Origin of the sequence: Mesorhizobium sp. B2-4-2 (assembly GCF_006442845.1) — a bacterium.
Classification (GTDB): domain Bacteria; phylum Pseudomonadota; class Alphaproteobacteria; order Rhizobiales; family Rhizobiaceae; genus Mesorhizobium.
In genome coordinates this window covers 125846-150388 of record NZ_VFVM01000003.1, presented here as the reverse complement: position 1 = coordinate 150388, position 24543 = coordinate 125846, and the positions used below count along the sequence as shown (strand labels likewise).

17 protein-coding genes, 1 tRNA gene and 1 pseudogene are annotated in these 24543 nt (G+C 62.6%); 10 read left to right on the top strand and 9 right to left on the bottom strand.

Annotated features, from left to right (window positions below; all coding sequences use genetic code 11):
• Window positions 1-110: 110 nt before the first annotated feature.
• The 3 genes and pseudogenes from FJ942_RS07710 to FJ942_RS07700 form a co-directional block, all read right to left on the bottom strand.
• The gene (locus FJ942_RS07710; protein WP_140897442.1) at window positions 111-1397 is read right to left on the bottom strand and encodes an FAD-binding oxidoreductase; all 1287 of its coding nucleotides are present in this window, start codon (window positions 1395-1397) and stop codon (window positions 111-113) included.
• Between the two features lie 38 nt (window positions 1398-1435).
• Window positions 1436-1802: pseudogene (locus FJ942_RS07705) on the bottom strand (four helix bundle protein).
• 14 nt (window positions 1803-1816) lie between these two features.
• Window positions 1817-3253: a glutamine synthetase family protein gene (locus FJ942_RS07700; RefSeq protein WP_181168616.1), complete on the bottom strand. Its 1437-nt coding sequence runs from the start codon at window positions 3251-3253 to the stop codon at window positions 1817-1819.
• A gap of 140 nt (window positions 3254-3393) precedes the next feature.
• Here FJ942_RS07700 and FJ942_RS07695 point away from each other — a divergent pair, with 140 nt between their 5' ends.
• Window positions 3394-4104 (top strand): HAD family hydrolase, encoded by a 711-nt coding sequence (locus tag FJ942_RS07695; protein ID WP_140498531.1) that lies wholly within the window; start codon window positions 3394-3396, stop codon window positions 4102-4104.
• Between the two features lie 15 nt (window positions 4105-4119).
• On the opposite strand, the gene FJ942_RS07690 is transcribed toward FJ942_RS07695, so the two are convergent.
• The 3 genes from FJ942_RS07690 to aceA all read right to left on the bottom strand — a co-directional run bounded on the left by FJ942_RS07690 (window position 4120) and on the right by aceA (window position 6387).
• Window positions 4120-4563, bottom strand: a complete 444-nt coding sequence (locus tag FJ942_RS07690; RefSeq protein WP_140498530.1) for a response regulator — start codon at window positions 4561-4563, stop codon at window positions 4120-4122.
• Between the two features lie 239 nt (window positions 4564-4802).
• Window positions 4803-5045 carry a hypothetical protein gene (locus FJ942_RS07685; protein ID WP_140498529.1) on the bottom strand — a complete coding sequence of 81 codons (243 nt, stop codon included), beginning with the start codon at window positions 5043-5045 and terminating at the stop codon, window positions 4803-4805.
• Window positions 5046-5097: 52 nt separating this feature from the next.
• Window positions 5098-6387 carry an isocitrate lyase gene (gene aceA, locus FJ942_RS07680; protein WP_140633110.1) on the bottom strand — a complete coding sequence of 430 codons (1290 nt, stop codon included), beginning with the start codon at window positions 6385-6387 and terminating at the stop codon, window positions 5098-5100.
• Window positions 6388-6621: 234 nt separating this feature from the next.
• Here aceA and FJ942_RS07675 point away from each other — a divergent pair, with 234 nt between their 5' ends.
• From FJ942_RS07675 to FJ942_RS07650, 6 genes are all read left to right on the top strand, one after another.
• Window positions 6622-8067 (top strand): XRE family transcriptional regulator, encoded by a 1446-nt coding sequence (locus tag FJ942_RS07675; RefSeq protein WP_140498527.1) that lies wholly within the window; start codon window positions 6622-6624, stop codon window positions 8065-8067.
• A gap of 139 nt (window positions 8068-8206) precedes the next feature.
• Entirely contained in the window at window positions 8207-9160 is a 954-nt protein-coding gene (locus tag FJ942_RS07670) for a DMT family transporter (protein WP_140525264.1), read from the top strand.
• A 339-nt stretch (window positions 9161-9499) separates the two neighbouring features.
• Entirely contained in the window at window positions 9500-10597 is a 1098-nt protein-coding gene (locus FJ942_RS07665) for a polyamine ABC transporter substrate-binding protein (protein ID WP_140513398.1), read from the top strand.
• A 77-nt stretch (window positions 10598-10674) separates the two neighbouring features.
• On the top strand, window positions 10675-11817 hold the full coding sequence (locus tag FJ942_RS07660) for an ABC transporter ATP-binding protein (RefSeq protein ID WP_140513400.1): 1143 nt from the start codon (window positions 10675-10677) through the stop codon (window positions 11815-11817).
• A 9-nt stretch (window positions 11818-11826) separates the two neighbouring features.
• The gene (locus tag FJ942_RS07655) at window positions 11827-12792 is read left to right on the top strand and encodes an ABC transporter permease subunit (RefSeq protein WP_140498523.1); all 966 of its coding nucleotides are present in this window, start codon (window positions 11827-11829) and stop codon (window positions 12790-12792) included.
• On the top strand, window positions 12789-13607 hold the full coding sequence (locus FJ942_RS07650; protein WP_140498522.1) for an ABC transporter permease subunit: 819 nt from the start codon (window positions 12789-12791) through the stop codon (window positions 13605-13607). Before FJ942_RS07655 ends, FJ942_RS07650 begins: the two co-directional genes overlap by 4 nt.
• An 87-nt stretch (window positions 13608-13694) precedes the next feature.
• Here FJ942_RS07650 and FJ942_RS07645 read toward each other — a convergent pair whose 3' ends face one another.
• Window positions 13695-15548 carry an AsmA family protein gene (locus FJ942_RS07645; RefSeq protein WP_140498521.1) on the bottom strand — a complete coding sequence of 618 codons (1854 nt, stop codon included), beginning with the start codon at window positions 15546-15548 and terminating at the stop codon, window positions 13695-13697.
• A 239-nt stretch (window positions 15549-15787) separates the two neighbouring features.
• Between FJ942_RS07645 and FJ942_RS07640 the strand changes: the two genes are divergently transcribed.
• The gene (locus FJ942_RS07640) at window positions 15788-17758 is read left to right on the top strand and encodes an acetoacetate--CoA ligase (protein ID WP_140897441.1); all 1971 of its coding nucleotides are present in this window, start codon (window positions 15788-15790) and stop codon (window positions 17756-17758) included.
• A gap of 272 nt (window positions 17759-18030) precedes the next feature.
• On the opposite strand, the gene FJ942_RS07635 is transcribed toward FJ942_RS07640, so the two are convergent.
• Window positions 18031-21819: a histidine kinase dimerization/phospho-acceptor domain-containing protein gene (locus FJ942_RS07635; RefSeq protein WP_140897440.1), complete on the bottom strand. Its 3789-nt coding sequence runs from the start codon at window positions 21817-21819 to the stop codon at window positions 18031-18033.
• Window positions 21820-22069: 250 nt separating this feature from the next.
• On the opposite strand from FJ942_RS07635, the gene FJ942_RS07630 reads away from it, so the two are divergent.
• Together FJ942_RS07630 and FJ942_RS07625 are read left to right on the top strand one after the other, a co-directional pair.
• Complete coding sequence (locus FJ942_RS07630) at window positions 22070-22528, top strand: phasin (protein WP_140498518.1); 459 nt, start codon at window positions 22070-22072, stop codon at window positions 22526-22528.
• A gap of 338 nt (window positions 22529-22866) precedes the next feature.
• Window positions 22867-22943 (top strand) — tRNA-His (locus tag FJ942_RS07625).
• Window positions 22944-23267: 324 nt separating this feature from the next.
• Here FJ942_RS07625 and FJ942_RS07620 read toward each other — a convergent pair.
• Window positions 23268-23912 (bottom strand): redoxin domain-containing protein, encoded by a 645-nt coding sequence (locus FJ942_RS07620; protein WP_140567197.1) that lies wholly within the window; start codon window positions 23910-23912, stop codon window positions 23268-23270.
• Between the last annotated feature and the right edge of the window lie 631 nt (window positions 23913-24543).

The window sequence follows — 24543 nt, the reverse complement described above, 5'->3', positions numbered from 1 at the left end:
ATTCGCCTAGAGATTGCACTTTTTGCCCGCGATTGTGGCATCAGTGCGCCATTGCTGAAGATTCTGCAACGCTTGGATGTCGCGGCCCCCACGATATTACTCAACAATTGTTAAATCCTGTCGCGCAACGCGAACCAGTTGAGCGCCAGGAAAAGCAGCGGCGCGCGCAAGCGCCGGCCACCGGGGAACGGCGGAATCTTCAAATCCTCGATCAGCTTTAGCCGGTCGCGGTTGCCGGCTACCGTTTCGGCATAGAGCTTGCCGAAGAAGTTCGACAGCATGACGCCGTGGCCGGAATAGCCGCCGGCCGAGATCACATTCGGCATGACTTCGCGCACGAACGGCTTTCTCGGCACCGTGATGCCGACATAGCCGCCCCAGCCATGCGTGATTTCGACGTCCCTCAGTCCGGGATAGAGTTCCGCGATCTGGCGGCGGATATGGACATGGATGTCCTTGGGGTCGTTGACGCCGTAGACCTCGCGTCCGCCGAACAGCAGCCGGCCATCCCTCGACTTGCGGAAGTAGCGCACGACGAAGCGGGAATCATCGACGGCCTCGCCGCCCGGCAGCACGTTCGAATCCGCTCCAAGCGGCACGGTCGCGCCGATGAACGAGCCGATCGGCATGATGTGCGCGGCACTCACCGGTTCGAGCGTGCCGCCATAGGCATTGACCGCGATCAGGCATTTCTGCGCTGTGATCGTCCCCCTGGCTGTCGAAACCTTCACCGTGCCGCCGCTCGAAACAATGCCGGTCGACGGCGTCGCTTCGAACAATCGTGCGCCGGCCTGTGCCGCCGCCCGCGCCGTGCCGATCACCAGTTTCATCGGATGGATATGGCCGGTGCCGGTGTCGCGCGTCCCGCCGAAATAGGCTGTCGAGCCCAGCCGCTGCGCAGTTTCCGTCGCGTCCATGAACGAAATGTGCGGATAGGAGAAGCGGCTGGCCATGATCTCGGCATGCGCCTTGTAGTCGTCGACATAGCGCGGCTTGTGCGCAACCGAGAGCTGGCCCGGCATGTAGTCGATATCGATCTGGTTGGCGGCGGCGAATTCGAGCAGATGCGCCTTCGCCTCCTCGGCGAGGTCAAACAGTGCCTTGGCGCGGGAAAACCCGTACTCGGCCTCCAATTCCTCGGCCCAGGCGCGCTGCCCGGTGCCGAGCTGGCCGCCATTGCGCCCGGAAGCGCCGTCTCCGAAGCGATACGCCTCGATCAAAACCACATTGGTGCCCGCCTTGGCCAGATGCACCGCCGCCGACAAGCCGGTGAAACCGCCCCCAACGATAACGACGTCGCAGCTCCGGTCACCGTCCAGCGCCGGATACTCGGGTCGCGGGCCGGCCGTGTCCTCGTACCAGGAACGGCCGGGGGAGATCGGGGATTGGTAGGGCATGATGCTCACGGAGTAGGGGAGTAGGGGAGTAGGGTAGGCTATTCCGGGGACAATTTGCGGATCAAAAGCCGCAAGAGCTTCCCCACACTTTCGGTGCTGGCCAACAACGACGCTGTCGCCGCCTGCGAGGCGATGCAGTCCGCTCAGCGATCAGAAGTTGAGTTTCCAGCTCCTTCAATGATCCCTGGGCGATGCGAAGAAACTGTTGGTAGGATCCTCGAATTTCTCTACATACCCCTCAGCTATATTTGCCGGCACCGAGCTTGCGGAACGGCGGACTTGGCTGGTCAATCCATAAAGTTCCTCCTTGGGCCATGATTTTGTGGAGCTGTAAACTGCCACAGCAAGATCCATTGCCTGCTGCCAAACAAGCAAGTCCTTGTAAGAGCCTGTCTTTTCGGCCATTCATCCCTACTCCCCTACACATTCAGCAACAAATACTCCCTCTCCCAAGGACTGATCACTTCCATGAACGTCTCGAATTCCGCCCGCTTGATCGCCGCATAGGTCGCGGCGAAGGACTTGCCCAAAAGCGCGCAGAGTTCCTCGTCCCCCTCGAACAGGTCGACGGCTTCGAGCAGGCTGCGCGGCAGGTCGATCTCGTCGGCATTGGCGGTGGTCAGCACCGGAGGTTCGGCCTTGATCTTGTTGGTGATGCCGATCAGCCCGCAGGCGAGCGAAGCGGCCATTGCCAGATAGGGATTGGCGTCGGAGGAGGGGATGCGGTTTTCGACGCGGCGCGCCGCCGGATCCGAGCGCGGCACGCGGAATGCCGTTGTGCGATTATCGTAGCCCCATTTGTTGTTGACCGGAGCCGAGGCGGACTGCGTCAGCCGGCGGTAGGAATTGACGTAGGGCGCAAACATGACCAGCGCGTTCGGCACATGCTTCTGCATGCCCCCGATGAAATGGAAGAAGTCCTCGGTTTCCGAGCCGTCCTCGGCCGAGAAGATGTTCTTGCCCGTCTTCTTGTCGATGATCGACTGATGGATGTGCATGGCGGAGCCCGGCTGACCCTGGATCGGCTTGGCCATGAAGGTGGCGTAGATTTCGTGTTTCAGCGCCGCCTCGCGAATAGTGCGCTTGAACATGAACACCTGGTCGGCGAGTTCGACGGGATCGCCGTGGCGCAAATTGATCTCGAGCTGGCCGGCGCCCTCTTCATGGATGAGCGTGTCGATCTCCAGGCCCTGGCTTTCGGAAAAATGATAGATGTCGTCGATCAGCTCGTCGAACTCGTTGACGCCGGCGATCGAATAACCGGCGCCGCCGCCGATCGCCCGCCCCGAACGGCCGACGGGCGGCGTCAGCGGGTAATCCGGATCCGGGTTTTTGCGCACCAGATAGAATTCGATCTCGGGCGCCACCACCGGTTTCAGCCCGCGCCTGTCATAGGCGGCCAGAACACGCTTCAACACGTTGCGCGGCGTGAATTCCACCGAACGGCCGTCCTGGTGGACGAGGTCGCAGATGACGGCCGCCGTCGGGTCTTCCTCCCAAGGCACCACCGTCAGCGTCGACAGGTCCGGCATGAGCTTGAGGTCGCCGTCGTCCTCCGGATAATGGAAGCCGTTGCCGTCTTCGGGATAGCCGCCTGAGATGGTGGTCATGAATACGGCTGAAGGCAGCGCCAGCGAGGTGTTGGAGGTGAATTTCTTCGACGGCATCATCTTGCCGCGGGCAACGCCGGCCTGGTCAGGCGTAATGCATTCGATGTCTTCGATGCCGCGCCATTGCAGCCATTCGCTGACTTCCTTCCAGTTCTTCACACCACGCAGGTTTTTCACGAAGGCAGGCGTGCGGGCGCGCCCTCCGCGGCTCGACGGACGGACTTCCTTTTTTGCAGGCGGCATCATTCACCAGATTGGGTTGCGGATTTAGGAGTATAGCTGTGCCCGGCGACCGAAGGGAAGGGGAGCAGCCGGCATTGGCCGTTGCGGTTGAAAATCGCGGCTGCGAGACTAGGTTCAGCCTCGTTCACATATGAGATGCGTCCATGCAGAAGACCGGCGAACTGACCACCATAGGCTTCGATGCCGACGATACGCTGTGGCAGAACGAACAGTTCTTCCGCATGACCGAGAAGCGCTTTGCCGCCATGCTTGCCGATCACGGCGAAGAGGAACATATCTCGGCACGGCTGCTGGAGGCGGAGAGACGCAATCTTGCCGTCTACGGTTTCGGCATCAAGGGCTTCACGCTGTCGATGATCGAGACGGCGATCGAGGTCACGCAAGCCCGCGTCCCGGCTTCGGTCATATCGGAGATCCTCGGCGCCGGCCGCGAGATGCTGAGCCACCCGATCGAGGTCTTGCCGCATGCGCGCGAGACGGTGGAACGGCTCGCCGGCGCCTATCGCCTCGTGCTGATCACCAAGGGTGATTTGTTCGACCAGGAACGCAAGCTGGCCGGGTCCGGCCTCGGCGATCTGTTCGACGCGATCGAGATCGTCAGCGACAAGAACGCGGCTACTTATGCGCGCGTTTTCAGTCGCCATGGCGACGGCCCGGCCAGGAGCATGATGGTCGGCAATTCGCTGAAGTCCGATGTGGTGCCGGCCATCGAGGCCGGCGGCTGGGGCGTTCATGTGCCGCATGAATTGACCTGGGTGCTTGAACATGTCGAAGCGCCCATTGCCGAACCGCGCTTCCGGCAGATCTCCGATCTCGGACAACTGCCCGAACTGATCGAAAGCCTCGCCGGATAGGCTTGCTTGCCGCCTTCAGCGGTTGACCAGCCGATCAATCACCGGCTGCAAGCGCTCGGGCGTAATCGGTTTGGCCACCACCGCGTCGACGACGTTTGAAAGGCCAAGGCTCTCCGGCGTGCCGTTCTTGGTTGAAAGCAGTACCACGGGCGGGAGCGATTTACCCGAAGCCCGCCGCAACATCTCGATGCCGGGCATCAGAGTGTCGCAGTCCCTGTTATCGGCGCCGCCGTCCAGGACAATCACGGCCAGGACCAGCAAGCGCAAGGTCTTCGCCGCCATGTCGGGTGATTCCGAGATCGGCTTGAGCCCGGACCGCTCGACGATCTTGGAAATCACCACCCGATTGATCGGCGACTTGCCGACAACGAGCACCTGCGAGGTCTGACGGATCGTCTCCGTGGCTGAATCCCGGCTCACCAGATTCGGATGTCTCGCGCTTTCGTCGTCACGCTTCACTGGGCACCCAAGTCAGCCAAGAAACTCGTCCCATTTCAATGCAGAGTTGAAATCAGGCGACAATTGGCGTGAGATCGCGGTCCCTGTCAAGCCGAAATAAAAAGCTGGGGAAAGCATTCCCGCAGCAGTCAATTCAAGCAACAGTACTGTACTGCTCTGTCCATTCCTTGGTTGCATGAAAATAAAATTCACCTGCGCATACACTGCGCAGGTGAGAGGCGGGCCTGCGCGATCTTCGATCAGCCATGGCTTTGCTGCGTGACGATGACCGGGATCAACAGGTCCCCCCAATTGCCGTCGCCGCCATGGTGTCGTGCCGAGCGCACCAGCTCGACCGAGACGCCGGCTTCCACCGCCTTCATCACCGACTGGTTGAGCCGGTGCAGATCGTTGGCCAGCATGCGGATCGTCGCTTGCTGGTCGATGCTCATCGTGGTCGACTGCTCTTCGGCCCGTTCCTTGACGCGGCTTATCGATGCCATTGGTCTTCTCCTTGCTGTATGCCCTTGGGCGTTTGCCGAGATCCCTGGTTTGCTATTCCGCAGCCGGTTTGAACTGGGCGTGCTCGGTCGATTCATGCATGGCCGTGGTCGATGACCGTCCGCCGGTGATCGCCATCGACACGGCATCGAAATAGCCGGTGCCGACCTCGCGTTGGTGCTTGGTCGCGGTGTAGCCGTTGGCCTCCGCCGCGAACTCGGCTTCCTGCAACTCCGAATAGGCTGCCATCTGCCGCTCCTTGTAGCCGCGGGCGAGTTCGAACATGCCGTAATTGAGCTGGTGGAAACCGGCCAGCGTGATGAACTGGAACTTGTAGCCCATGGCGCCGAGCTCTTTCTGGAACCTGGCGATCGTGGCGTCGTCGAGGTTCTTCTTCCAGTTGAACGAAGGCGAGCAATTATAGGCCAGCAGCTTGCCGGGGTAATGCCTGTGCACGCCCTCGGCAAATCTCCTCGCCTGCGCCAGGTCGGGCTTCGAGGTTTCGCACCAGATCAGGTCGGCGTGGGGAGCGTAGGCGACGGCGCGCGCGATGCAGGGCTCGATACCGTTCCTCACCTGGTAGAAGCCTTCCACCGTGCGGCCGGCGTCGTAGTCGACGAAGGGCTGGTCGCGCTCGTCGATGTCGGAGGTGAGCAGCTTTGCCGCTTCCGCGTCCGTGCGCGCCACGACCAGGGTGGGCGTGCCCATCACGTCGGCTGCCAGGCGTGCGGCATTGAGGTTGCGGATGTGGGCCGCGGTAGGGATCAGCACCTTGCCGCCGAGATGGCCGCACTTCTTTTCCGACGCCAATTGATCCTCGTAATGGACGCCGGCGGCACCTGCCTCGATGAACGCCTTCATGATCTCGAAAGCGTTGAGCGGCCCACCGAAGCCGGCTTCGGCATCGGCGACAACAGGTGCGAACCAGGTATCGACCGAAAGCCCCTTGCCTTCGGAGGTCTCGATCTGGTCGGCGCGCTGCAAGGTGCGGTTGATGCGCTTGACGAGTTCGGGCGCCGCATTGGCCGGGTAGAGCGACTGGTCCGGATACATGGCCGAGGCGGTGTTGGCGTCGGCGGCGACCTGCCAGCCAGACAGGTAGATCGCCTTCAGCCCGGCGCGCACCTGCTGCATGGCCTGGTTGCCGGACATGGCGCCGAGCGCGTTGACGAAGTCCTCCTCGTGGATGAGCTTCCACAGCCGGTTGGCGCCCATTTCCGCCAGGCTCTGGCGGATCTGCACCGAGCCGCGCAGTCGCGTCACATCCTCCGGCGAATAGGGGCGTTCGATGCCATCGAAGCGGCCCTCGGGGGCCGAGGGGACGAGGTTGTAAAAATCAGTCATGCTCTACTCCGGAGGATTGTTTCTTTGCGGCTCGGCGGCATTCCTCGCCGCGTTCGAATGTGACCGAATTTACAGTGCGAGGCGAAAAGAACCATGGAAATCGAAGAATCAGGCCATCAATAAAGGAAAATCTGTATTGTGTTTGACAGATGGGTGAGGTAAATTTGTAATTATTGTAAAAATCGCATGGAAGCGTAGCAGCGACGGCAATGTAAATTCCTGTCAAGGAGCCCTATGGCCGACCAGAAGATATTTGCCGGGCCGCGTATCCGCCGCATCCGCAACGCCAAGGGCCTGACCCAGACGGCAATGGCCGAAGGCCTCGGCATCTCGCCATCCTATCTCAACCTGATCGAGCGCAACCAGCGGCCGCTGACGGTGCAGTTGATCCTGAAGCTGGCGTCCGTCTACAAGGTCGATCCGCATGAGCTGCAGGGCGAAGCGGGCGGCTCTGTCGCGGCCTTGAGGGAAGTGTTTGCCGATCCGCTGCTGGCTGGCGAATTGCCGGGAGACCAGGAACTGATCGAGCTTGCCGAAGCCGCGCCCAATGCCTCCGCGGCCGTGATAAAACTGTTCCGTGCCTATCGCGAACAGGCCGAGCGCCTGTCCGATCTCAACGAGCTTCTTGCGCGCGAGGGGCGGGTGACGGCGCTTTCCAGCGCCCGCCTGCCGATCGACGAGGTGCATGAGATTTTCGAGCGTCGGCCGAACCATTTTGCGCATATCGAGGAAGAGGCGGAAGCATTCACTTCGGTGCTCGATCCCGGCGATGATTTGTCTGCTGCGCTGAAGGGCTGGCTGAAGCGCGAATACGGCATCGTCGTCAAGGTGCTGCCGGTCGCCACCATGCCGAACTGGCGCCGCCGCTACGATCGCCATTCGCAGCGCCTGTTCCTGTCCGAGCGCCTGTCGCCGTTCGACCAGTTACGCGAAATGGCGATGGAGGCATGCCTGATCCGCATGACCGTCGCGATAGCCGGCGAGATCCAGGCGTTGAAACTGTCCACAGATGAGGCCCGCCGCCTCGCCCGGTTCGAACTCGGGCGCTACGCGGCGCATGCGCTGATGATGCCTTACCAGGCTTTCCACGCGGCGGCCGTTCGTGCCCGCTACGATATCGACGTGCTGCGCTCACGCTTCGGCGTTTCCTTCGAGCAGGCGGCCAACCGGCTGACCACGCTGCAGCGGCAAGGCGCCTCGGCCGTGCCGTTCTTCATGCTGGAGATCGACAATGCCGGCAATCGCTTCCGCAAAGCCGGCAGCCTGGGCTTTCCGCAAAGCCGCTTCGGTGGCGCTTGTCCCAAGCTTCCCGTGCACGTCGCCTTCAGCCAGCCCGGCCAGATTTTCGTGGAAGCGGTGGAAATGCCCGACGGCGCCGAGTTCCTCTGCATCGCCCGCACGCTGGAGGGGCCGCAAGGCGCGTTCTCCGAGCGGCCGCGCCGTACTGCGCTGCTGCTGGGGTGCGACATCGGCTTTCGCGACGACATTGTCTACGGTGCGGCACTTCCCGGCCCGACGGCCGGAAAAGGCGGAGCTGGCGCGGTAGCGGCGACGCCGGTCGGGCCCGCCTGCCGGCTTTGCGAGCGCGTCGGCTGCCTGACGCGCGCCGAGCCGCCGGTGACGCGCCCGCTTGGCCTCGACGAGATGGTGACAGGCCTGAGCGCCTTCGATTTCCAGTGACGCTTCGCAAGGCGGACTTGCCACAATCGCCGCCGGTCTCTGGATCACGCCGGACCCGCGCCTTTGCGTTACGCGAATAAGGTACGTTTTTGTCGTCCCTTGCGCATTGTGCCGTTCTCAAACATCGACAGTCGTACCCATGACCGACACAGCATCATCGCCGATCGCTCGTTCATCGACCGTCCCGCAGCGGGAGGAGCGCATCGGCTTCCTGCTCGTGTTCCTGTCGGCATTGATGTGGAGTTTCGGTGGCACGATCGCCCGCTTCATCACCGCCGGCGACAGCTGGACGGTGGTGTTCTGGCGTTCCGTGTGGGCGGCGGCCTTCCTGCTCTGCTTCATGGTCTGGCGTGACGGCTGGCGCGGCATGCTGAGGTCGTTTCGCGGCATGGGCCTGCCCGGCCTTGCCGTGGGCTTCTGCTTCGCCACCGCGTCGACTTCTTTCGTCGTGGCGCTTGCCTACACCACCGTCGCCAACATCCTGTTGATGCAGGCCGGCGTGCCGCTGCTTGCGGCGCTGTTTGCCTGGGCGCTCTTTCGCGAAAGAGTGGCGGTCGCGACCTGGCTGGCGATTGCCGCCGTCATCGCCGGTGTCGCCATCATGGTGTCGGAATCGCTGGATGGCGCCGTTTCGCCCATGGGCGACGGGCTGGCGCTGCTGATCGCCGTCATGTTCTCGATCGCCACGGTCATCACCCGGCGCTTTTCCAGCGTGCGCATGACGCCGGCGACCTGCCTCGGCACGATCCTGGCGGCGGGTTTTGCCGCCTCGCAGGCTTCGACCTTCGCCGTATCGGGCATCGACATGGGTTTTCTCTTCGTGTTCGGGGTGGTTAATCTGGGCCTTGGCCTCGCTTTCTTCGCCACCGGCGCGAGGCTGATCCCGGCCGCCGTCGCCGCGCTGTTGGGTACGTTCGAGCCGATCCTCGGGCCGATATGGGTGTGGCTGATCCACTCCGAGGTGCCGTCGGGCCGCACCATCGTCGGCGGCGCGGTGGTGGTCACGGCGCTGCTCGTCCATATCGGACTGGAGTTCAAGCGACAGACGCGGCCAGTCAGGGCAGGGGTCACCGGCGTGCCGTCGCCGAATTGATGCGGCGCCCTAGCTTTGCCATTGACAAGTTCGCTGCCGCGCGGGCAGGCTGGGACCACGGCAACAACAAGACAGGCTTATCTTGCCAAGTCTCCCCGGCGACCCGATCGAGACCGGATCATATTCCAGTATTTCTGCCTGCGCGGCGGCGAAAGCTTCTGACGATGCGGCGACTCCTTCCAGCCCAGGACAGTGGCGCGCGAGCATCGCTTGCGACAGCCGGCGGCGCGGCAATTGGCGCTTGTCGCCTCCTGGAAAGCTCAATAGTCTGAAGCAAATGCCCGGCCGCGCGGATACCGCGACGCGCCGGCGATGGAACACTCACCAAAGGAGAATAGCATGATCCGCAAAGCGCTCTGGCTTTCGGCGACTTCGGCATTTCTGGCGCTCTTTACGCTCGGCGGCCACGCCGAGGACCGCGTCGTCAATGTCTTCAACTGGTCGGACTATATAGACCCCACGGTCATCGACGATTTCACCAAGCAGACCGGCATCAAGGTGGTCTACGACACGTTCGATTCCAATGAGATCCTGGAAACCAAATTGCTTGCCGGCGGCAGCGGCTATGACGTCGTCGTGCCGAGCGGCAATTTTCTTGCCCGCCAGATCCAGGCCGGCGTGTTCCAGAAGCTCGACAAGTCGAAACTGCCGAACCTCTCCAACATGTGGGACACGGTTTCGGAACGGACCGCCAAATACGATCCCGGCAATGAATATTCGATCAATTACATGTGGGGCACGGTCGGCCTCGGCTACAACATCAAGAAAGTGCAGGCAGCGCTCGGCACCGACAAGATCGACAGCTGGGACGTGTTCTTCAATCCGGAAAAGCTGGCCAAGCTGAAGGATTGCGGCGTCTATGTCCTGGATTCGCCGACCGACATCTTCCCGACCGCCTTCAAATATCTCGGCATCAATCCTGAGACCACGTCGCCGGACGATTTTGCCAAGGCCGAGGAATTGATGATGAAGATCAGGCCCTACATCAGGAAGTTCCATTCCTCCGAATACATCAACGCTCTGGCCAATGGCGATATCTGCCTGGCGGTTGGCTGGTCGGGCGACGTGTTCCAGGCGCGCAACCGCGCCGAGGAGGCCAAGCAGGGCGTCGAGATCGGCTACGCCGTGCCGAAGGAAGGCGCCGAAATGTGGTTCGACCAGATGGCAATCCCTGCCGATGCGCCGCATGTCGCCGAGGCGCATGAGTTCCTGAACTATATGATGAAGCCGGAGGTGATCGCCAAATCGTCGAACGCCGTGCTCTATGCCAACGGCAACAAGGCTTCCCAGCAATTCGTCGACAAGGCGCTTCTGGAGGATCCCGCTGTCTACCCGGACGCCGCGACCTTGCAGAAGCTCTTTACGATCTCGCCCTACGATCCCAAGACCCAGCGCGTCATTACGCGCACCTGGACCAAAATCGTCACCGGTCAGTAGTCAGTCCGAGGAGGCCCGGCAGTCACCCTGCCGGGTCTCCTTCTTTTCGATGGGGCAAAACAGCAGCGGAGTGGCACATGAAATCGCTTGGCAGCATCCGCAGGGATTTCGCGCCTTGGAACGATCCGAACGCCAAGCCATACATTCAGTTCGACAACGTCTCCAAGAAGTTCGGCGACTTCACCGCCGTCAACAATCTCTCGCTGACCATATTCGAGCGCGAGTTCTTCGCCCTGCTCGGCGCCTCCGGTTGCGGAAAATCGACGCTGCTCAGGATGCTCGCCGGCTTCGAGGAGCCGACGGCCGGCCGCATCCTGCTCGACGGCCAGGATCTGCGCGGCATCCCGCCTTATCGCCGGCCGGTCAACATGATGTTCCAGTCCTATGCCCTGTTTCCGCATATGACGGTGGAGAACAACATCGCCTTCGGCCTCAAGCAGGAAGGGATGGCCAAGCCAGACGTCGAAAAGCGCGTCGCCGAGATGCTCAAGCTGGTCAAGCTCGAGCAGTTCGCCAAGCGCAAGCCGCACCAGCTCTCCGGCGGCCAGCGCCAACGTGTCGCGCTCGCCCGTTCGGTCGCCAAGCGGCCGAAGGTGCTGCTGCTCGACGAGCCGCTCGGCGCGCTCGACAAGAAGCTGCGCGAGGAGACGCAGTTCGAACTGATGGACCTTCAGCAGGAACTCGGCCTCACCTTCGTCGTTGTCACCCACGACCAGGAAGAGGCCATGACCATGGCCGACCGTATCGCCATCATGGACAAGGGCGAGGTCATGCAGGTCGCGACGCCGGCGGAAGTCTACGAGGCCCCGGCGTCGCGCTTCGTCGCGCATTTCGTCGGCAACGTGAACATGTTCGAGGGCAAGGTTGCCGAACGGACGGACAAGACGGCGCGCATCACCGGAGCGACCGGCGCCCAGATCCTCGTCGAGAATGCCGGCAATGCCGCCGCCGCGGGCGCCGATATCGTCTTCGCGATCAGGCCGGAGAAGATCAAGGTGTCGTCCAAGAAGCCGGCCGATGGCGTCAATGCGCTGGAGGGCGAAGTTTACGACATCGCCTATCTCGGCGACATGACCGTCTATCACGTCCGGCTGGACGACGGGCAGCTCGTGCGGGCAAGCGCCTTGAACGCGGCGCGCATCACCGAGGACCCGCTGACCTGGAACGACCGCGCCTGGGTCTCTTTTCGGCCGGATGCCGGCGTCGTACTGACGCGGTAGGGGGCTGACATGTCCGACATCGCCGCCACCGACGCCGCCCTACCGGCCGCGGCAAAACCGTTACTGGCGCGGCTGGGCGCCGGCTTCGTCAACCGTCTCGTCATCTTCATTCCCTATCTCTGGCTGCTGTTCTTCTTCCTCGTCCCCTTCATCATCGTCTTCAAGATCTCGTTGTCGCAGACGGCGATCGCCATGCCGCCCTATACGCCGGTGCTTGATTTCAGCGATGGCGTCTCCGGCTTCTTCGCGGGCTTTCGCGATCTCAACTTCGACAACTATGCCTGGCTGACGCAGGACGCGCTCTATTTCAACGCCTATGTCACCAGCCTGATCATCGCGGCGATCTCGACCGTGCTGACGCTGATCGTCGGCTATCCCATAGCCTACGGCATGGCCCGCGCGCCGGCGACGATCCGCCCGACCTTGCTGATGCTGGTCATCCTGCCGTTCTGGACCTCGTTCCTGATCCGGGTCTATGCCTGGATCGGCATCCTGAAGCCCGAGGGGCTGCTCAATCAGTTGCTTCTGTCGCTGCATCTGATCAACCAGCCGCTGGTCATCCTCAACACCTATACGGCGATTTTCATCGGCATCGTCTACTCCTACCTGCCGTTCATGGTGCTGCCGCTCTATTCGTCGCTGGAAAAAATGGATTATTCGCTGATCGAGGCGGCCAAGGACCTTGGTTGTCCGCCGACCAGTGCATTCTGGAAGATCACGTTCCCGCTGTCATTGCCCGGCGTCATCGCCGGCTGCCTGCTGGTGTTCATTCCGGCGGTCGGCGAATTCGTCATTCCCGATCTGCTTGGCGGTTCGCAGACGCTGATGATCGGCAAGACGTTGTGGAACGAGTTCTTCGCCAATCGCGACTGGCCGGTCTCTTCAGCCGTTGCGGTCATCCTGCTGCTGTTGCTGACGGTCCCGATCATGATCTTCCAGCAAGCCCAGGCGAAGGCGCAGGAGCAGGACAAATGAACAGCAGCTGGAGCCGCTTCAACATCACCTCGATCGTGCTCGGTTTCGCCTTCCTCTATCTACCGATCGTGCTGCTCATCGTGTTCTCCTTCAACGAATCCAAGCTGGTCACCGTCTGGGGCGGCTTTTCGACCAAATGGTACGTGTCGCTGTTCCACAACCAAGGCCTCATGGACGCCACCTGGGTGACGGCGCGCGTCGGCATCATTTCGGCCACGGCGGCGACCGTGCTCGGCACGCTGGCGGCGCTGACACTGACACGCTACACGCGTTTCCGGGGCAGGGTGCTGTTCTCCGGCATGGTGTTCGCGCCTTTGGTCATGCCCGAAGTCATCACCGGCCTGTCGCTGTTGCTGCTCTTCGTCGCTGTCGGCCTCGACCGGGGCTTCCTCACCGTCACACTCGCACACACCACCTTGACGATGTGCTTCGTCGCCGTCGTCGTGCAGTCGCGCCTCGTATCTTTCGACCGCTCGCTCGAGGAGGCGGCGATGGATCTCGGCGCGCCGCCGGTCAAGACATTCTTCCAGATCACGCTGCCCGTCATCCTGCCCGCGATCGTGTCGGGGTGGATGCTTGCCTTCACGCTCTCGCTCGACGACCTGGTCATCGCCAGCTTCACCTCGGGGCCGGGTGCGACCACGCTGCCGATGAAGATCTACAGCCAGGTTCGTCTCGGCGTGACGCCGGAGATCAACGCCGCCTGCACCATTCTGATCGCGGTCGTCGCGGTCGGCGTCATCATCGCTTCGCTTGCCAACAAGCGTCGCGAGGTGCAGCGCCAGCGCGACGAGCAGGCCGCGCAACGCGGCTGAGCATGATCCCGAAAAGTGGGCACCGGTTTTCGCGGACAAACGGTTCCGTTTGTCGAGATCATCCTTGAACAAGAGGCCGAAAGGCGCTTATTCGCCCGACACGCCGCGGTTGATCGGCGAAATGAACGGCGTGCTCCATGTCCCCCCAACGAAGAAGGACGATTGCTTGGGGCCTTGCTGGCCGTTTGCCTGCGTGGCGACCTGGTCCGGCTGGATGACACCGCCTGACAGCGCCAGCCCCCGTCCGGCATAGGAGGCGATGCCGGAAAGCCAGATCTTGTACTTCGCCGAATTGGCCTCGGCCTTGTCCAGTCTCGCCACGCCTTTCGAGATGGTGGCCTTCAGTTCGGCGCCATCGATCGGCAGCGTCCCGTCCGAGACGTCATCGAGCGCGAAGAAGCCGCCCTGTTCGGTATGCTTGAGAAAGGCCGGCAGGTTGAACTTGCTGAGCGCGCCTGGCCCGAACGTCGCCGAAACCGAGCCGTCGGCGGTTTCAAAGATCGAGTCCCAGGTCCTGCCGGGCCCTTTGAGGATGACGGACACGGTCCCCGTGCCGACCGGCACCAGCCGCGTCATCCCGGCCGCCGTGCCGAAAGCGCCGCCATCGATATCGGAAGCCAGCAGCCGGATCTCGACCTGGCTGCCCTCGGGCTTGCGGTCGAAGCGAAGGCTGCTCTGTATGTTGCCGCCAAAGGCCGAGGCATCGGAAATGTCGAAAACGGACAGGCCATCCTTGACCTGCGCCGTGGCGGCGACGTCGGCAAGCTGGATGGAGCCGGCCGTGGCGTGCGCCGCCGACAGCCTGAGGTCGAGATTGACCCGGTCGGCGAAATTCGTGTCGACTTCGCTCGGACCTGCCCCGCTTGCCGGCCCGAGCGGCGTGAAGGCGGACAGGAACGACCTCAGATCGAGCGTGTCGAAGGCGAGCGTGCCGGAGATCACCGGCTGTGCGTCGCCAAGCGACAGGTCCAGCGCACCCATGCCTGGGTTATTGTCGAGGGAGAGTGCGGTGTTCTCGAATTTGACGCGCCCCGCCGTCGCGGTCACCTTGCTGGAGATGCTGACGGAGCCGATCGCGGCGCCCGGCGCGATATCGGCCTGCGACCATTCGAGCACACGGCGCAACGAGGGCGCTGAAAACTTGGCCTGGCCGTCGAAATAGGCGTTTTCGGACATGCTGGCTGTGCCGTCGAAGGAGAAGGTGGCGGGCGCCGCCTTGAACGACAGGGTGAGCGGCGCCATGCCGCCGGCAAACAACACCAGCGGCTTCGGCGATGCGGCATCCACGGCGACGCTTTCGCCGCGCCAGATGCCGGTCGCCGAGAGCGTCGCATTGCTGTTCATCGCCGCCCATGTCGCCTGGCCGCTCAGGCTACTCAGCACCTCTTCGTCCTTGCCGTTGACGGACGCCACCATGCGGCCGTCCCTGAACTCCACCGTGCCGAAAGTGTCGGCCGGTAGCTTGTCAAGATCGGGTTTGGCGGGGTCCGCACCGACCACGCCGCGCGCCACGTCGATGGCGCGTGCGATGCGGCCGCCGGTCGGAGCGGTGGGCAGGAACAGGCCGCTCGCCGTGCGCTGGACCCTGATCGTCGGCCGCACCAGCCGCGCCGTGGAAAACACCACGTCGCCGCGCAGCGCCGCCATGGCCGAGAGGTCGACCTCGACCCGTTCGGCCTCGACGACCGGCGGTGCGTCGACGTCGGTCCACTTCGAAAGCGTCACATCCGTCAGGATCGCCCGGAAGTTCGGCCAGACCTCGATGCGCGGCGAGCCTTCGATGGCAACCCGGAAACCGCTCCAGGCACTCAATTCCCAGGCGATACGATCGCGCACGATACGCGTCGAAGCGATCAGCGGCAGGGCGGCGACCACCAGCGCGATGACGATCACGGCAGCGCCGATCGCCCATGTTCCGCGTCGGATCAAAGATGATGGCATATCGCCCCGTATGCTTTCGTTCCGACAAAAATCGTCCGGCGGGTGTAAACCCGGTCGTCACCACGACTTCCAGTCGTCACTACGACTTCTAGTCGTCACTACGACTTAGGGTCGAGGCATTTCAAGTCTTTATGGCCCGGCGATGGCATTTGCGCACATCTGGACGCCTCGGCCGAACAAAATCTTGCTCTGCTGCGGCGCAATATGCATAAGCGGTGGCGATCCTGGGAGGACCCATCATGGCTGCCGAAGTACCACTCTGGACCCCGACGCAGGACCAGATTGACGCTGCGCCGCTGACCGCCTTCATGAAGGCCGCCGCTGCAAAAAGCGGCATATCCGTGACTTCCTATGCCGACCTTCACCGTTGGTCGGTGGCGGACCGCGAAGCGTTCTGGAGCCTGGTCTGGGATTTTTGCGGCATCGTCGGCGACAAGGGCAGCGCCGAAAGCGAGCGTGTGCTCGTCGCTGGCGAGAAGATGCCGGGAGCGGCCTTCTTTCCCGACGCGATGGTGAATTTCGCCGAGAACCTCCTGAAGAAGACCGGAGCAGGAGAGGCGATCGTGTTTCGCGGCGAGGACAAGGTCGAGCGCCGGCTGTCCTGGAACGAACTGCATGCGCTCACCTCGCGCTTCCAGCAACTCTTCTTGTCGCTCAAGGTCAAGAAAGGCGACCGTATCGCTGCGATGATGCCCAACATGCCGGAAACGGTCGCCGCGATGCTCGCGACCGCCTCTATCGGCGCGGTGTGGTCGTCCTGCTCACCGGATTTCGGCGAGCAGGGCGTTCTCGACCGGTTCGGGCAGATCGAGCCCGTCGTCTTCATCGTTCCCGATGGTTACTGGTACAACGGCAAGGCGATCGAGGTCGCCGACAAGATCGCCGCGGTGGCGGCAAAGCTGGACACTGTCCGCAAGGTGGTGGTCGTTGACTATCTCGGCACCTCGGCCGATGTCGCTGATACGATCGATAAGGCCGTGGCGATGGAAGAGGCGCTGTCGCCCTTCGCGGTCAGGCAGGTCACCTTCGAGCGGCTGCCGTTCGCGCATCCGCTCTACATCCTGTTCTCGTCCGGAACGACCGGTATCCCCAAATGCATCGTCCATTCGGCCGGCGGAACGCTGATCCAGCACCTCAAGGAACATCGCCTGCACGCAGGCCTGCTCGACGGCGACCGCTTCTTCTACTTCACCACCTGCGGCTGGATGATGTGGAACTGGCTGGTGTCGGGCCTCGCTTCGGGCGCGACGCTGCTGCTCTATGACGGCTCGCCTTTCTACCCCAATGGCAATGCGCTGTTCGACTTCGCCGACGCCGAGAAGATGACCTTCTTCGGCACCTCGGCGAAATTCATCGATTCGGTACGCAAGGCCGGCCTCAAGCCGATCCAAAGCCATGATCTGTCGACCGTGCGCGCCATCTCCTCGACGGGCTCGCCGCTGTCGCCCGAGGATTTCCGCTTCGTCTACGACGGGATCAAGAAGAACGTGCATCTGGCATCGGTCTCCGGCGGTACCGACATCGTTTCCTGCTTCGTCCTCGGCGTCCCGACTGAACCGGTATGGACCGGCGAGATCCAGGGACCAGGCCTCGGCCTTGCTGTCGACGTCTGGGACGACGACGGCAAGCCGGTCAGGCAGGAGAAAGGCGAACTGGTCTGCACCAAGGCGTTCCCGGCAATGCCGATCGGCTTCTGGAACGACCCCGAGGGCAAGAAATACCGGGCTGCGTATTTCGAGCGCTTCGACAATGTCTGGTGCCACGGCGACTTCGCCGAGTGGACCGCTCATGGCGGCATGATCATCCACGGCCGCTCCGACGCGACGCTCAATCCGGGTGGTGTGCGCATTGGTACGGCGGAGATCTACAATCAGGTCGAGCAGATGCCGGAAATCCTGGAGGCGCTCTGTATCGGCCAGGATTTCGACAATGACGTGCGTGTGGTGCTGTTCGTGCGGCTGGCCGCCGGCGTTCAGCTCGACGAGGATCTGGAGAAGCGCATCCGGGCGAAAATCCGCGCCGGCGCCAGCCCGCGCCACGTGCCGGCCAGGATCGTGGCCGTGTCAGACATTCCTCGCACCAAATCGGGCAAGATCACCGAGCTTGCGGTGCGCGACGTCGTGCATGGCCGCGCCATCAAGAACAAGGAGGCGCTCGCCAATCCCGAGGCGCTCGAGCTGTTCAGAAACCTGCCGCAATTGGCCGAGTGACCGCCCCGCCCGGCATGGTTAATCAAATCTGCCGCGCGAATTTACCTAGATTTCACGAGTGGTACACATTCGTAAATTTTTTCGGGACCTGGTAAGGACTTGTTAAGGCCCGGCGTCGATAGTCGCACGTAACTTGAGGGAGAAATCCCGTTCCTCAGCCCCCGGAGGATCTGAATTCGCTCAAGCCCCCGTTGTGACAGCAAATCCCATCTTTCAAGGCGTCCTGTTGGGCGCCTTTTCTTTTTCAGGCGGTTGGATGGACGGGAGCTTGCCTATTCCGCAAGCACGCGCGTCGACGGGAACGCGATCTCGACCAGGGTTCCTTCGCCGGGCGTCGAGGTGATGATAAAACGGGCGCGGTTCGCTTCAACCATCGCCTTGGTCAACGGCAGGCCGAGACCGGTGCCGTCGCCGCGCCCCCGTTTCAATGCATTGATCTGTTTGAACGGCTTCAACGCCTGCTCGATCTCGGCTTGGCTCATACCGATGCCGGTGTCGCGCACGCGCATGACGACATCGCCTGATGTCTCATAGGCGGTCGAGACGATCACCTGGCCGCCGGCCTGGGTATAACGGATGGCGTTCGACAGGATGTTGAGGGCAATCTGGCGCACGCTGCGCAGGTCCGCCACCACTTCCGGCAGTCGCGACGCGAAGCTGGAGCGAATGATGACGCGCTCGCGGTTGGCCTGCGGCTGCATCATCGCCACCGTCTCGGCCAGTGTGTCGTTGAGCGACACCGCTTCATAGGCCATTTCCTGCTGGCCGGCCTCGATCTTGGAGATGTCGAGAAGGTCGTTGACGAGATCGAGCACATGATTGCCCGATCGGTTGATGTCGCGCAGGTAATCGCGGTAGCGGTCATTGGCCACCGGCCCGAATTTCTCGTCCACCATCAGTTCGGAAAAGCCGATGATGGCATTGAGCGGCGTACGGATCTCGTGGCTGATGCGGGCGAGGAAATCCGTCTTCTGCGAGGAGGCGCGCTCGGCCACCGCACGCGCCTGGGTCAGGTCCTCCTCGGCCCGCTTCCACTGCGTGATGTCGCGCACTACCGCGCAAAAGCCGCTGTCGTTGGGCAGCCGGCCGATGGTCATGAACAGGGGAATGAAGCGGCCCTGCGCCTCGCGGCCGATGACTTCGCGGCCGTCGTTCAGGACGCTCGCCACGCCGGGCTCGGACAGGCCGTCGAGATAATCGCGCGCCGCGCGCTGGCTTTCGATGGCGAACAGCGAGGCGAACGGCTTGCCGGTCACGTCGTCGCTATCGAAGCCGAACAGCGCCTCGGCTGGACGGCTTATGGAACGGATCGCGCCGTCACGGCCGATCAGCACGACGCCGTCGGTGGCGGTATCGATGATGGTGCGCATCTCGGCGATGCGCGCCTTGAGCTCGGAAATATCGGGCTGCGTCTGCTCGTCGCCGGCCGCATGCAGTGCCGCCGGTGCCTCATCCTCGCCCGAACGGCGCACCACCAGCATCAGCGCCTTGCCGTCGCGCCACGGCACCGAGCGCAGGATAGCCTCGATTGGAAATTCCTGCCGGCCATGCGTCTTCAGCCGCAACGCCCGGTCGGCGCCCTCGGCGGCGCCATCATGGCCATAGGGATCGGCAAACAGCGCGCCCAGCCCGCCGGCATCCGCCAGTTCATCGAGCGTCTCATAGCCTGTCAGGACGAGAAACTCCTCGTTGGCGTAATGAAGTTCATCCCCGGAATGGATGAGCAGCGGCACGGGCAGCTTGCTCAGGAGCGAGGTGTCGGGAGCCTTGCTCTCGTCTCCGACCGCAAAGGCCGACGGCACGAACCCTTCGAGCTTGAGCGGAGGCACTTTGAGGCGTGGCCGCTCGACCGGAGCCTCCACCGCGTCGCTTGTGCCGGCGGCCCCCTCGGCGGTTGCTGCCTGCTCATCGGACGCGGACGCTTCCTCGTCCCCGACCCAGTCCTCACTGTCCTCGGCATCGCGAAAATCGGCCGATGTCATGCTCTCGTCGTCGGCAATGTCATCGTTGGCGCCGGCGACGGTCGGTTCGCCTGCCGCCGCGACGGGCTCTTCGCTCTCCCGTTCCGTCCGCGCCGCCGCCGGTTCGGAAGCCGGGGTCTCGTCATTGTTGTCGGCGATCGGCGCTGGTTCCTCGCTCCGCTCGGCATAGTCGAGCAGCGAACCCGTCACTCCGGCTACCGTGTCGGCGGGCTCCTCATCAGCCGTTTTGTCCGGCCGTTCGCCATCGAGCCGGGCGAGGTCCTCTGCATCCTCGGCATCGACATCGGTTTCGGACGGCTCGGCCGGTGCGGCTTCGCCCTTTGGCGCAAGGTTTTTGCGGGCGTCCGCTGGTTTCTCGGACGGCCCCGCCGGCGTTGCCGCCTCCGGTTGCCCGGCATCGTCCGGACCCGGTCTTTCGGCCTCCGGCTCGGCCGGGCTGCTTTCCTTCTTCAGCCGCTCGCCGATCTCGCGGAAGGCGCTGCGTTCCAGGGTCGACAGACCCTTGTCGTTAGCCGGCTGGCGATGTTCGGCCAGACGGATCACCTTGTCGGCAAAGCGGCGTTCAGGCTTCGGCACGATGGTCAGCGCCGGCACCTCGCCCCGGAACGGGTCCGATGGCTTCAACTCCTCGGTCTTCGGTTCCTCGGGTGCGGGTTCGACCGGTTCCGACGCCGGGGGTGCCTCGCTGTTGGGCACCAGCGCCATGCCGATCGCTTCAGGATCGACGACGGCGTCGCCGGCGCGGGCGACGCCGAAACCGCGGAAGCCCTCGAAGGCACGGCTGCGGCCATAGACCGGCAGGGCCGCCAGGTCGACCGGGATCTTCAGGTCCGTGCCGACGACCGGCCACAGCACGGAACGGCCGGACCAGGTGTCGCGCCGCTCCAGGAGACCGGCGATCTCGCCGGACGCATCCAGCCCGAAGGCCGCCGCGACGTCCCTGAAGCGCCTGCCGATGACGTCCGCGGCCGGTTTGCCGACGACGTCGGCGAATTCCGGCGACAGCGCGCTGAACCTGCCCTCGGCGTCGGTTCGCCAGACGAAACGCAGCGGCGCCGCCGTGCGGTCCACGGTCCTGGCGGCCGGGGCTGCCGGAACAACTGGAGCCTGGGCATCGTGCTTCGCGTCCTCGGCTGGACCTTCGGCGGCAGCCGGCGAAAGTGCAGCTTCGGCGTCCGGCGCGGCTGGGCCGCGCGCATGCCTCCGGTCTTCGCCGGCATTGAAATACCAATGGTCGTGCTGTGCCGGCGTGCCGCTTGTCGCCGGTTGTCCGGGTTCTGCCGCCTCCGCCTCCTGCACGGCCGCTTCGGCAGCGATTCGCGCTGCCGGTTCCGAAATATCCTTGGCGATGGCCTGTGAGCGGTCACGTTCTTCGGAACGCTCGGCCGCTGGAGTTCTCTGCCCAGGCGCACCGTCGTCCAGCCTGTTCTCGTCGATCACCACCAGCAAATGCCGCTCAGGCGTCAGCCGGGCGAGACCCGCCGGATAGGATGTGCCGCCGCCCGGAACCAGCCGCTTGACGATGCGGTCGCCCTCATTCGCGACGTCGGCCACCAGCGCGGCCAGCGTCGCGGGCTCGATGCCGAGCTGCGAAAAGCTCTCCGATGCCGCTTCGACATTGCCGCTGGCGTCGATGAAGGCGATGAAATGGCCATCTTCCGTGAAGCCGCTGATGGCCCTGCCGGCGATTTCGGCTGCACTGCGCGAGCCGGTCTGGGCCGCCGGCACCGCCAGCATGATGGCGTTCTCGCCGTCGGGCAGCGCCACAGCACTTGCAAGGAAACCGATGGCGCGGCTGGACATGCCGGTCGCCAGCCTGACCGTGATGGTGCGGTCGCTGCCGATGTCGGGAAATCCACTGGTTGCCATGATCTGGCGGCTGGCGATCAGCGGCAGCCGTGCCTCGGCGCCGATGATGCTTTCGATGTCGGGATAGCCGAACACCGCGGCACCCGGTCCATTGGCCCAGATCACCTGCTCCAGATTCGCCGACAGGATCGCGATCGCGTCGCCGGCGGCGAAGCGCTGGCGGACCGCGTCGAGCACGGCGACGTCAAGAAAGGAATATTCGGACGGCATGCGCTGGCGAAATCCTCATGCAGCGGGCATTTTTGCAGTTAACGCTTTGTTAATAAAAGCCGGCGGCGCGAAGGTCCACAAGCCAGAACGTGCATAGGCCTGAATTTCGGCTCTTGGTTAACGGCCGAAACGGAATCTATGGTGCAGTGCAACAAAGATATTGCAATGCACAAAAATTGCCTTTATATTGCCATCATACATGAACGAGACGGCTTTCCGTCAAAGCCGCTACCGCTGAAAAGGATGGAAAATGTCCAGGACCAAGACTGCCGAGACCATCGAAAACGTTGAATTCCCGAGCTTTGACGCTTCCAAGGCCACCGACCAGATCCGCGCTTTCGCCGAGAAGGGCGTCGAGCAGTCGAAGGAGGCTTACGCCAAGCTCAAGACTGGCGCCGAGGAGACCCAGAAGGCCCTGGAATCCACATACGAGTCCGCCAAGACCGTTTCCAGCGACCTGTCGCTCAAGACCGTTGCCGCACTGCGCGCCAATGCCGAAGCGGGCTTTTCGCATCTCGAGGCGCTGATCGGCGCCAAATCGCTGTCGGAAGTCGTGGAGCTGCAGACCGCGTTCCTGCGCAAGCGCGTCGAAATGACCGTCGAGCAAGCCAAGGAGTTCCAGACCGTCGCCTCCAAGGCGGCCGAGGATGTCTCCAAGCCGATCAAGACCGTTTTCGAGAAGGCGATGAAGGACATCAAGGCCGCCTAATATTTGCGCATGATCAGAAGATGTAACAAAAGGTCGCATTTTCTTCGAAATGATCGTGTGTATGATGGCAGCCATCAACGAATACCCGGTCGGCGGAACCTCCTCCCTCCGCCTCCGGGGTGACCAGCCAGCACCTCCTCCCGCTGGCTCGTAACAGGAAAAGGCCGGCACCTCCTCCCGCCGGCCTTTTTCTTGTCCGCAGATCCGCTTCCATGTGGGCAAGTGACCTTTGCTTTGCAAAAGCCTTGAATTAAAATCCATAAGCCCGTAAGGACGCATCGCCGAACGACAGAGCGCTCGAGGGGACTATGTTCCGCCGATCCCGCTCAGGCAGACGTGCCGTTGTAGCTCAGCTGGTTAGAGCGCCGGATTGTGGATCCGGAGGTCGCTGGTTCGATCCCAGCCAACGGTACCATCGGCTTTCCTCTAAACAAGTGATGTTGCTCAATAAAATTTTGACCGTGGACTTCCGGGCTTGCGCTGTAAAGCGACAGCCTGCGCAGGCGGTCGAAACCGCTGAAGTGATCCATATGCATGTGCGTCACGAAGACGTGCGAATCCGCAGGAATTCGCGCAGCGAAAGCGTCGAAAGCTCTCCGAGATAGAAAAGGATGGCCCTGTTGCGGAAGCGGAAATCCAGTAGCAGGCCCGGATCGGAAAAAAGTTCGTTTACCAAGCGCGGCTGGACAAAAAGCGTGACTGGGAGAAGACCGCCGCGAGCGATGCTGGCTTCCTCCGTTCAGCTTCTCTTTGCCCGACCGGCATATTGGTCGACCGCGCCGGCCATCTGGAGCATGAGTGTGTCCATGGAGATGGAATTCCCGCCATAGGGGTAGAAGTCGGATTTATCGCCTTTCTTCCATTTCTCCCGCAGCTCGGGTTCGGTGATGTCCCAGTCGCGATAGGTCCTTCGCGCCAGTTCGCGCAGTTCTGCGTGCAATTCGGCGGTGGAGGGGCGGCCCCAGTAATAGTAACCGTTGTAGACCTTGAAGACTTCGAGGTCCCGCCCGAGCACGATCGTGTGCGGGATCATCACGTCGTGCGTGGTGTCGGTGTATTCCTTGATGTCCAGGTCCTTCTGCACGAGCCGTTCCTCGTCATAAAGAAAGGGCCAGGGCGCGGAGGTCTGCTGGCGGTAGTTGTTGGTCGTATGCCAATCATCCGTGGTGATCGTGACGAGCTGTGTGTAGCCGACGACCAATTGCGAGTGAAACCGCACCAGTTCGAGCATTTGCTGCCGGTCTTTCGGACAGAAGAACCCACGCGTCAGCATCACGATCATCAGCTGGTCGCCCTGCAGGTCCGACAGCCGCCGTGGTGTCTTGGTGTGGTCGGGAAGAACGTAGTCGGGGAAGTTCGCGCCAGCCACAATGTCTTGTCTCATTTTCAGTCGCTCCCATCGATCCGGTTCTGTAACTCCCGAACAAAAGACTCCCCCCCATGTTCCTTGATTCCAGGCAAGCCGATATGACGGCCGTCTGCCGTCGAACCGGCGACCCCATCGAGAGCGCATCCAAGTCGAGTTCGCCATCGACGATCGGCTTGCCGCCCTTTTCCAAACTCGAGCTTCGACCGGTTTTCGGTGCCTGCTTTTGAGTTCGTCAATCACTCCCTTGATCATCGCTAAACGGATTTCCGCGTAACCGCCGTGTAGCGCGTGATGGCACCCTCGTCGGGATCCTCTCGCTGAAAATGCACGGTAGCGTCGGCTGCGGCCGACAATCCGCCGCTTTCAAAGTGTCGGCTCGGGAGAACGTGTTGTAACCCGGCAAAACCGCAGCGCTGATCCGTTCAGCGAATTCCGCTGGCCAGTCACCAGGCCGAAATACGGACGCGCCGGTCACGCCATGCGTGATGACCTTGGTCATTGCCAGCCGGGTAGGAAGCACGCCGCCAAAGAAATCTTTTGGGCCTGCGAGGGACGCCGCGGATGTTCCGATGATCCACACCTTTGGGCTACATGCCCTGCAAAAGTTCGAGATCATCACACATGCGGTGTAACGAACCAGGTCATT

What these genes read in the sequence shown, in the direction of transcription:
- FJ942_RS07710 (WP_140897442.1), bottom strand. Translation starts at nt 1,397, where the DNA reads ATGCCCTACCAATCCCCGATCTCCCCCGGCCGTTCCTGGTACGAGGAC.
- FJ942_RS07700 (WP_181168616.1), bottom strand. Translation starts at nt 3,253, where the DNA reads ATGATGCCGCCTGCAAAAAAGGAAGTCCGTCCGTCGAGCCGCGGAGGG.
- FJ942_RS07695 (WP_140498531.1), top strand. Translation starts at nt 3,394, where the DNA reads ATGCAGAAGACCGGCGAACTGACCACCATAGGCTTCGATGCCGACGAT.
- FJ942_RS07685 (WP_140498529.1), bottom strand. Translation starts at nt 5,045, where the DNA reads ATGGCATCGATAAGCCGCGTCAAGGAACGGGCCGAAGAGCAGTCGACC.
- aceA (WP_140633110.1), bottom strand. Translation starts at nt 6,387, where the DNA reads ATGACTGATTTTTACAACCTCGTCCCCTCGGCCCCCGAGGGCCGCTTC.
- FJ942_RS07675 (WP_140498527.1), top strand. Translation starts at nt 6,622, where the DNA reads ATGGCCGACCAGAAGATATTTGCCGGGCCGCGTATCCGCCGCATCCGC.
- FJ942_RS07670 (WP_140525264.1), top strand. Translation starts at nt 8,207, where the DNA reads ATGACCGACACAGCATCATCGCCGATCGCTCGTTCATCGACCGTCCCG.
- FJ942_RS07665 (WP_140513398.1), top strand. Translation starts at nt 9,500, where the DNA reads ATGATCCGCAAAGCGCTCTGGCTTTCGGCGACTTCGGCATTTCTGGCG.
- FJ942_RS07660 (WP_140513400.1), top strand. Translation starts at nt 10,675, where the DNA reads ATGAAATCGCTTGGCAGCATCCGCAGGGATTTCGCGCCTTGGAACGAT.
- FJ942_RS07655 (WP_140498523.1), top strand. Translation starts at nt 11,827, where the DNA reads ATGTCCGACATCGCCGCCACCGACGCCGCCCTACCGGCCGCGGCAAAA.
- FJ942_RS07650 (WP_140498522.1), top strand. Translation starts at nt 12,789, where the DNA reads ATGAACAGCAGCTGGAGCCGCTTCAACATCACCTCGATCGTGCTCGGT.
- FJ942_RS07645 (WP_140498521.1), bottom strand. Translation starts at nt 15,548, where the DNA reads ATGCCATCATCTTTGATCCGACGCGGAACATGGGCGATCGGCGCTGCC.
- FJ942_RS07640 (WP_140897441.1), top strand. Translation starts at nt 15,788, where the DNA reads ATGGCTGCCGAAGTACCACTCTGGACCCCGACGCAGGACCAGATTGAC.
- FJ942_RS07635 (WP_140897440.1), bottom strand. Translation starts at nt 21,819, where the DNA reads ATGCCGTCCGAATATTCCTTTCTTGACGTCGCCGTGCTCGACGCGGTC.
- FJ942_RS07630 (WP_140498518.1), top strand. Translation starts at nt 22,070, where the DNA reads ATGTCCAGGACCAAGACTGCCGAGACCATCGAAAACGTTGAATTCCCG.
- FJ942_RS07620 (WP_140567197.1), bottom strand. Translation starts at nt 23,912, where the DNA reads ATGAGACAAGACATTGTGGCTGGCGCGAACTTCCCCGACTACGTTCTT.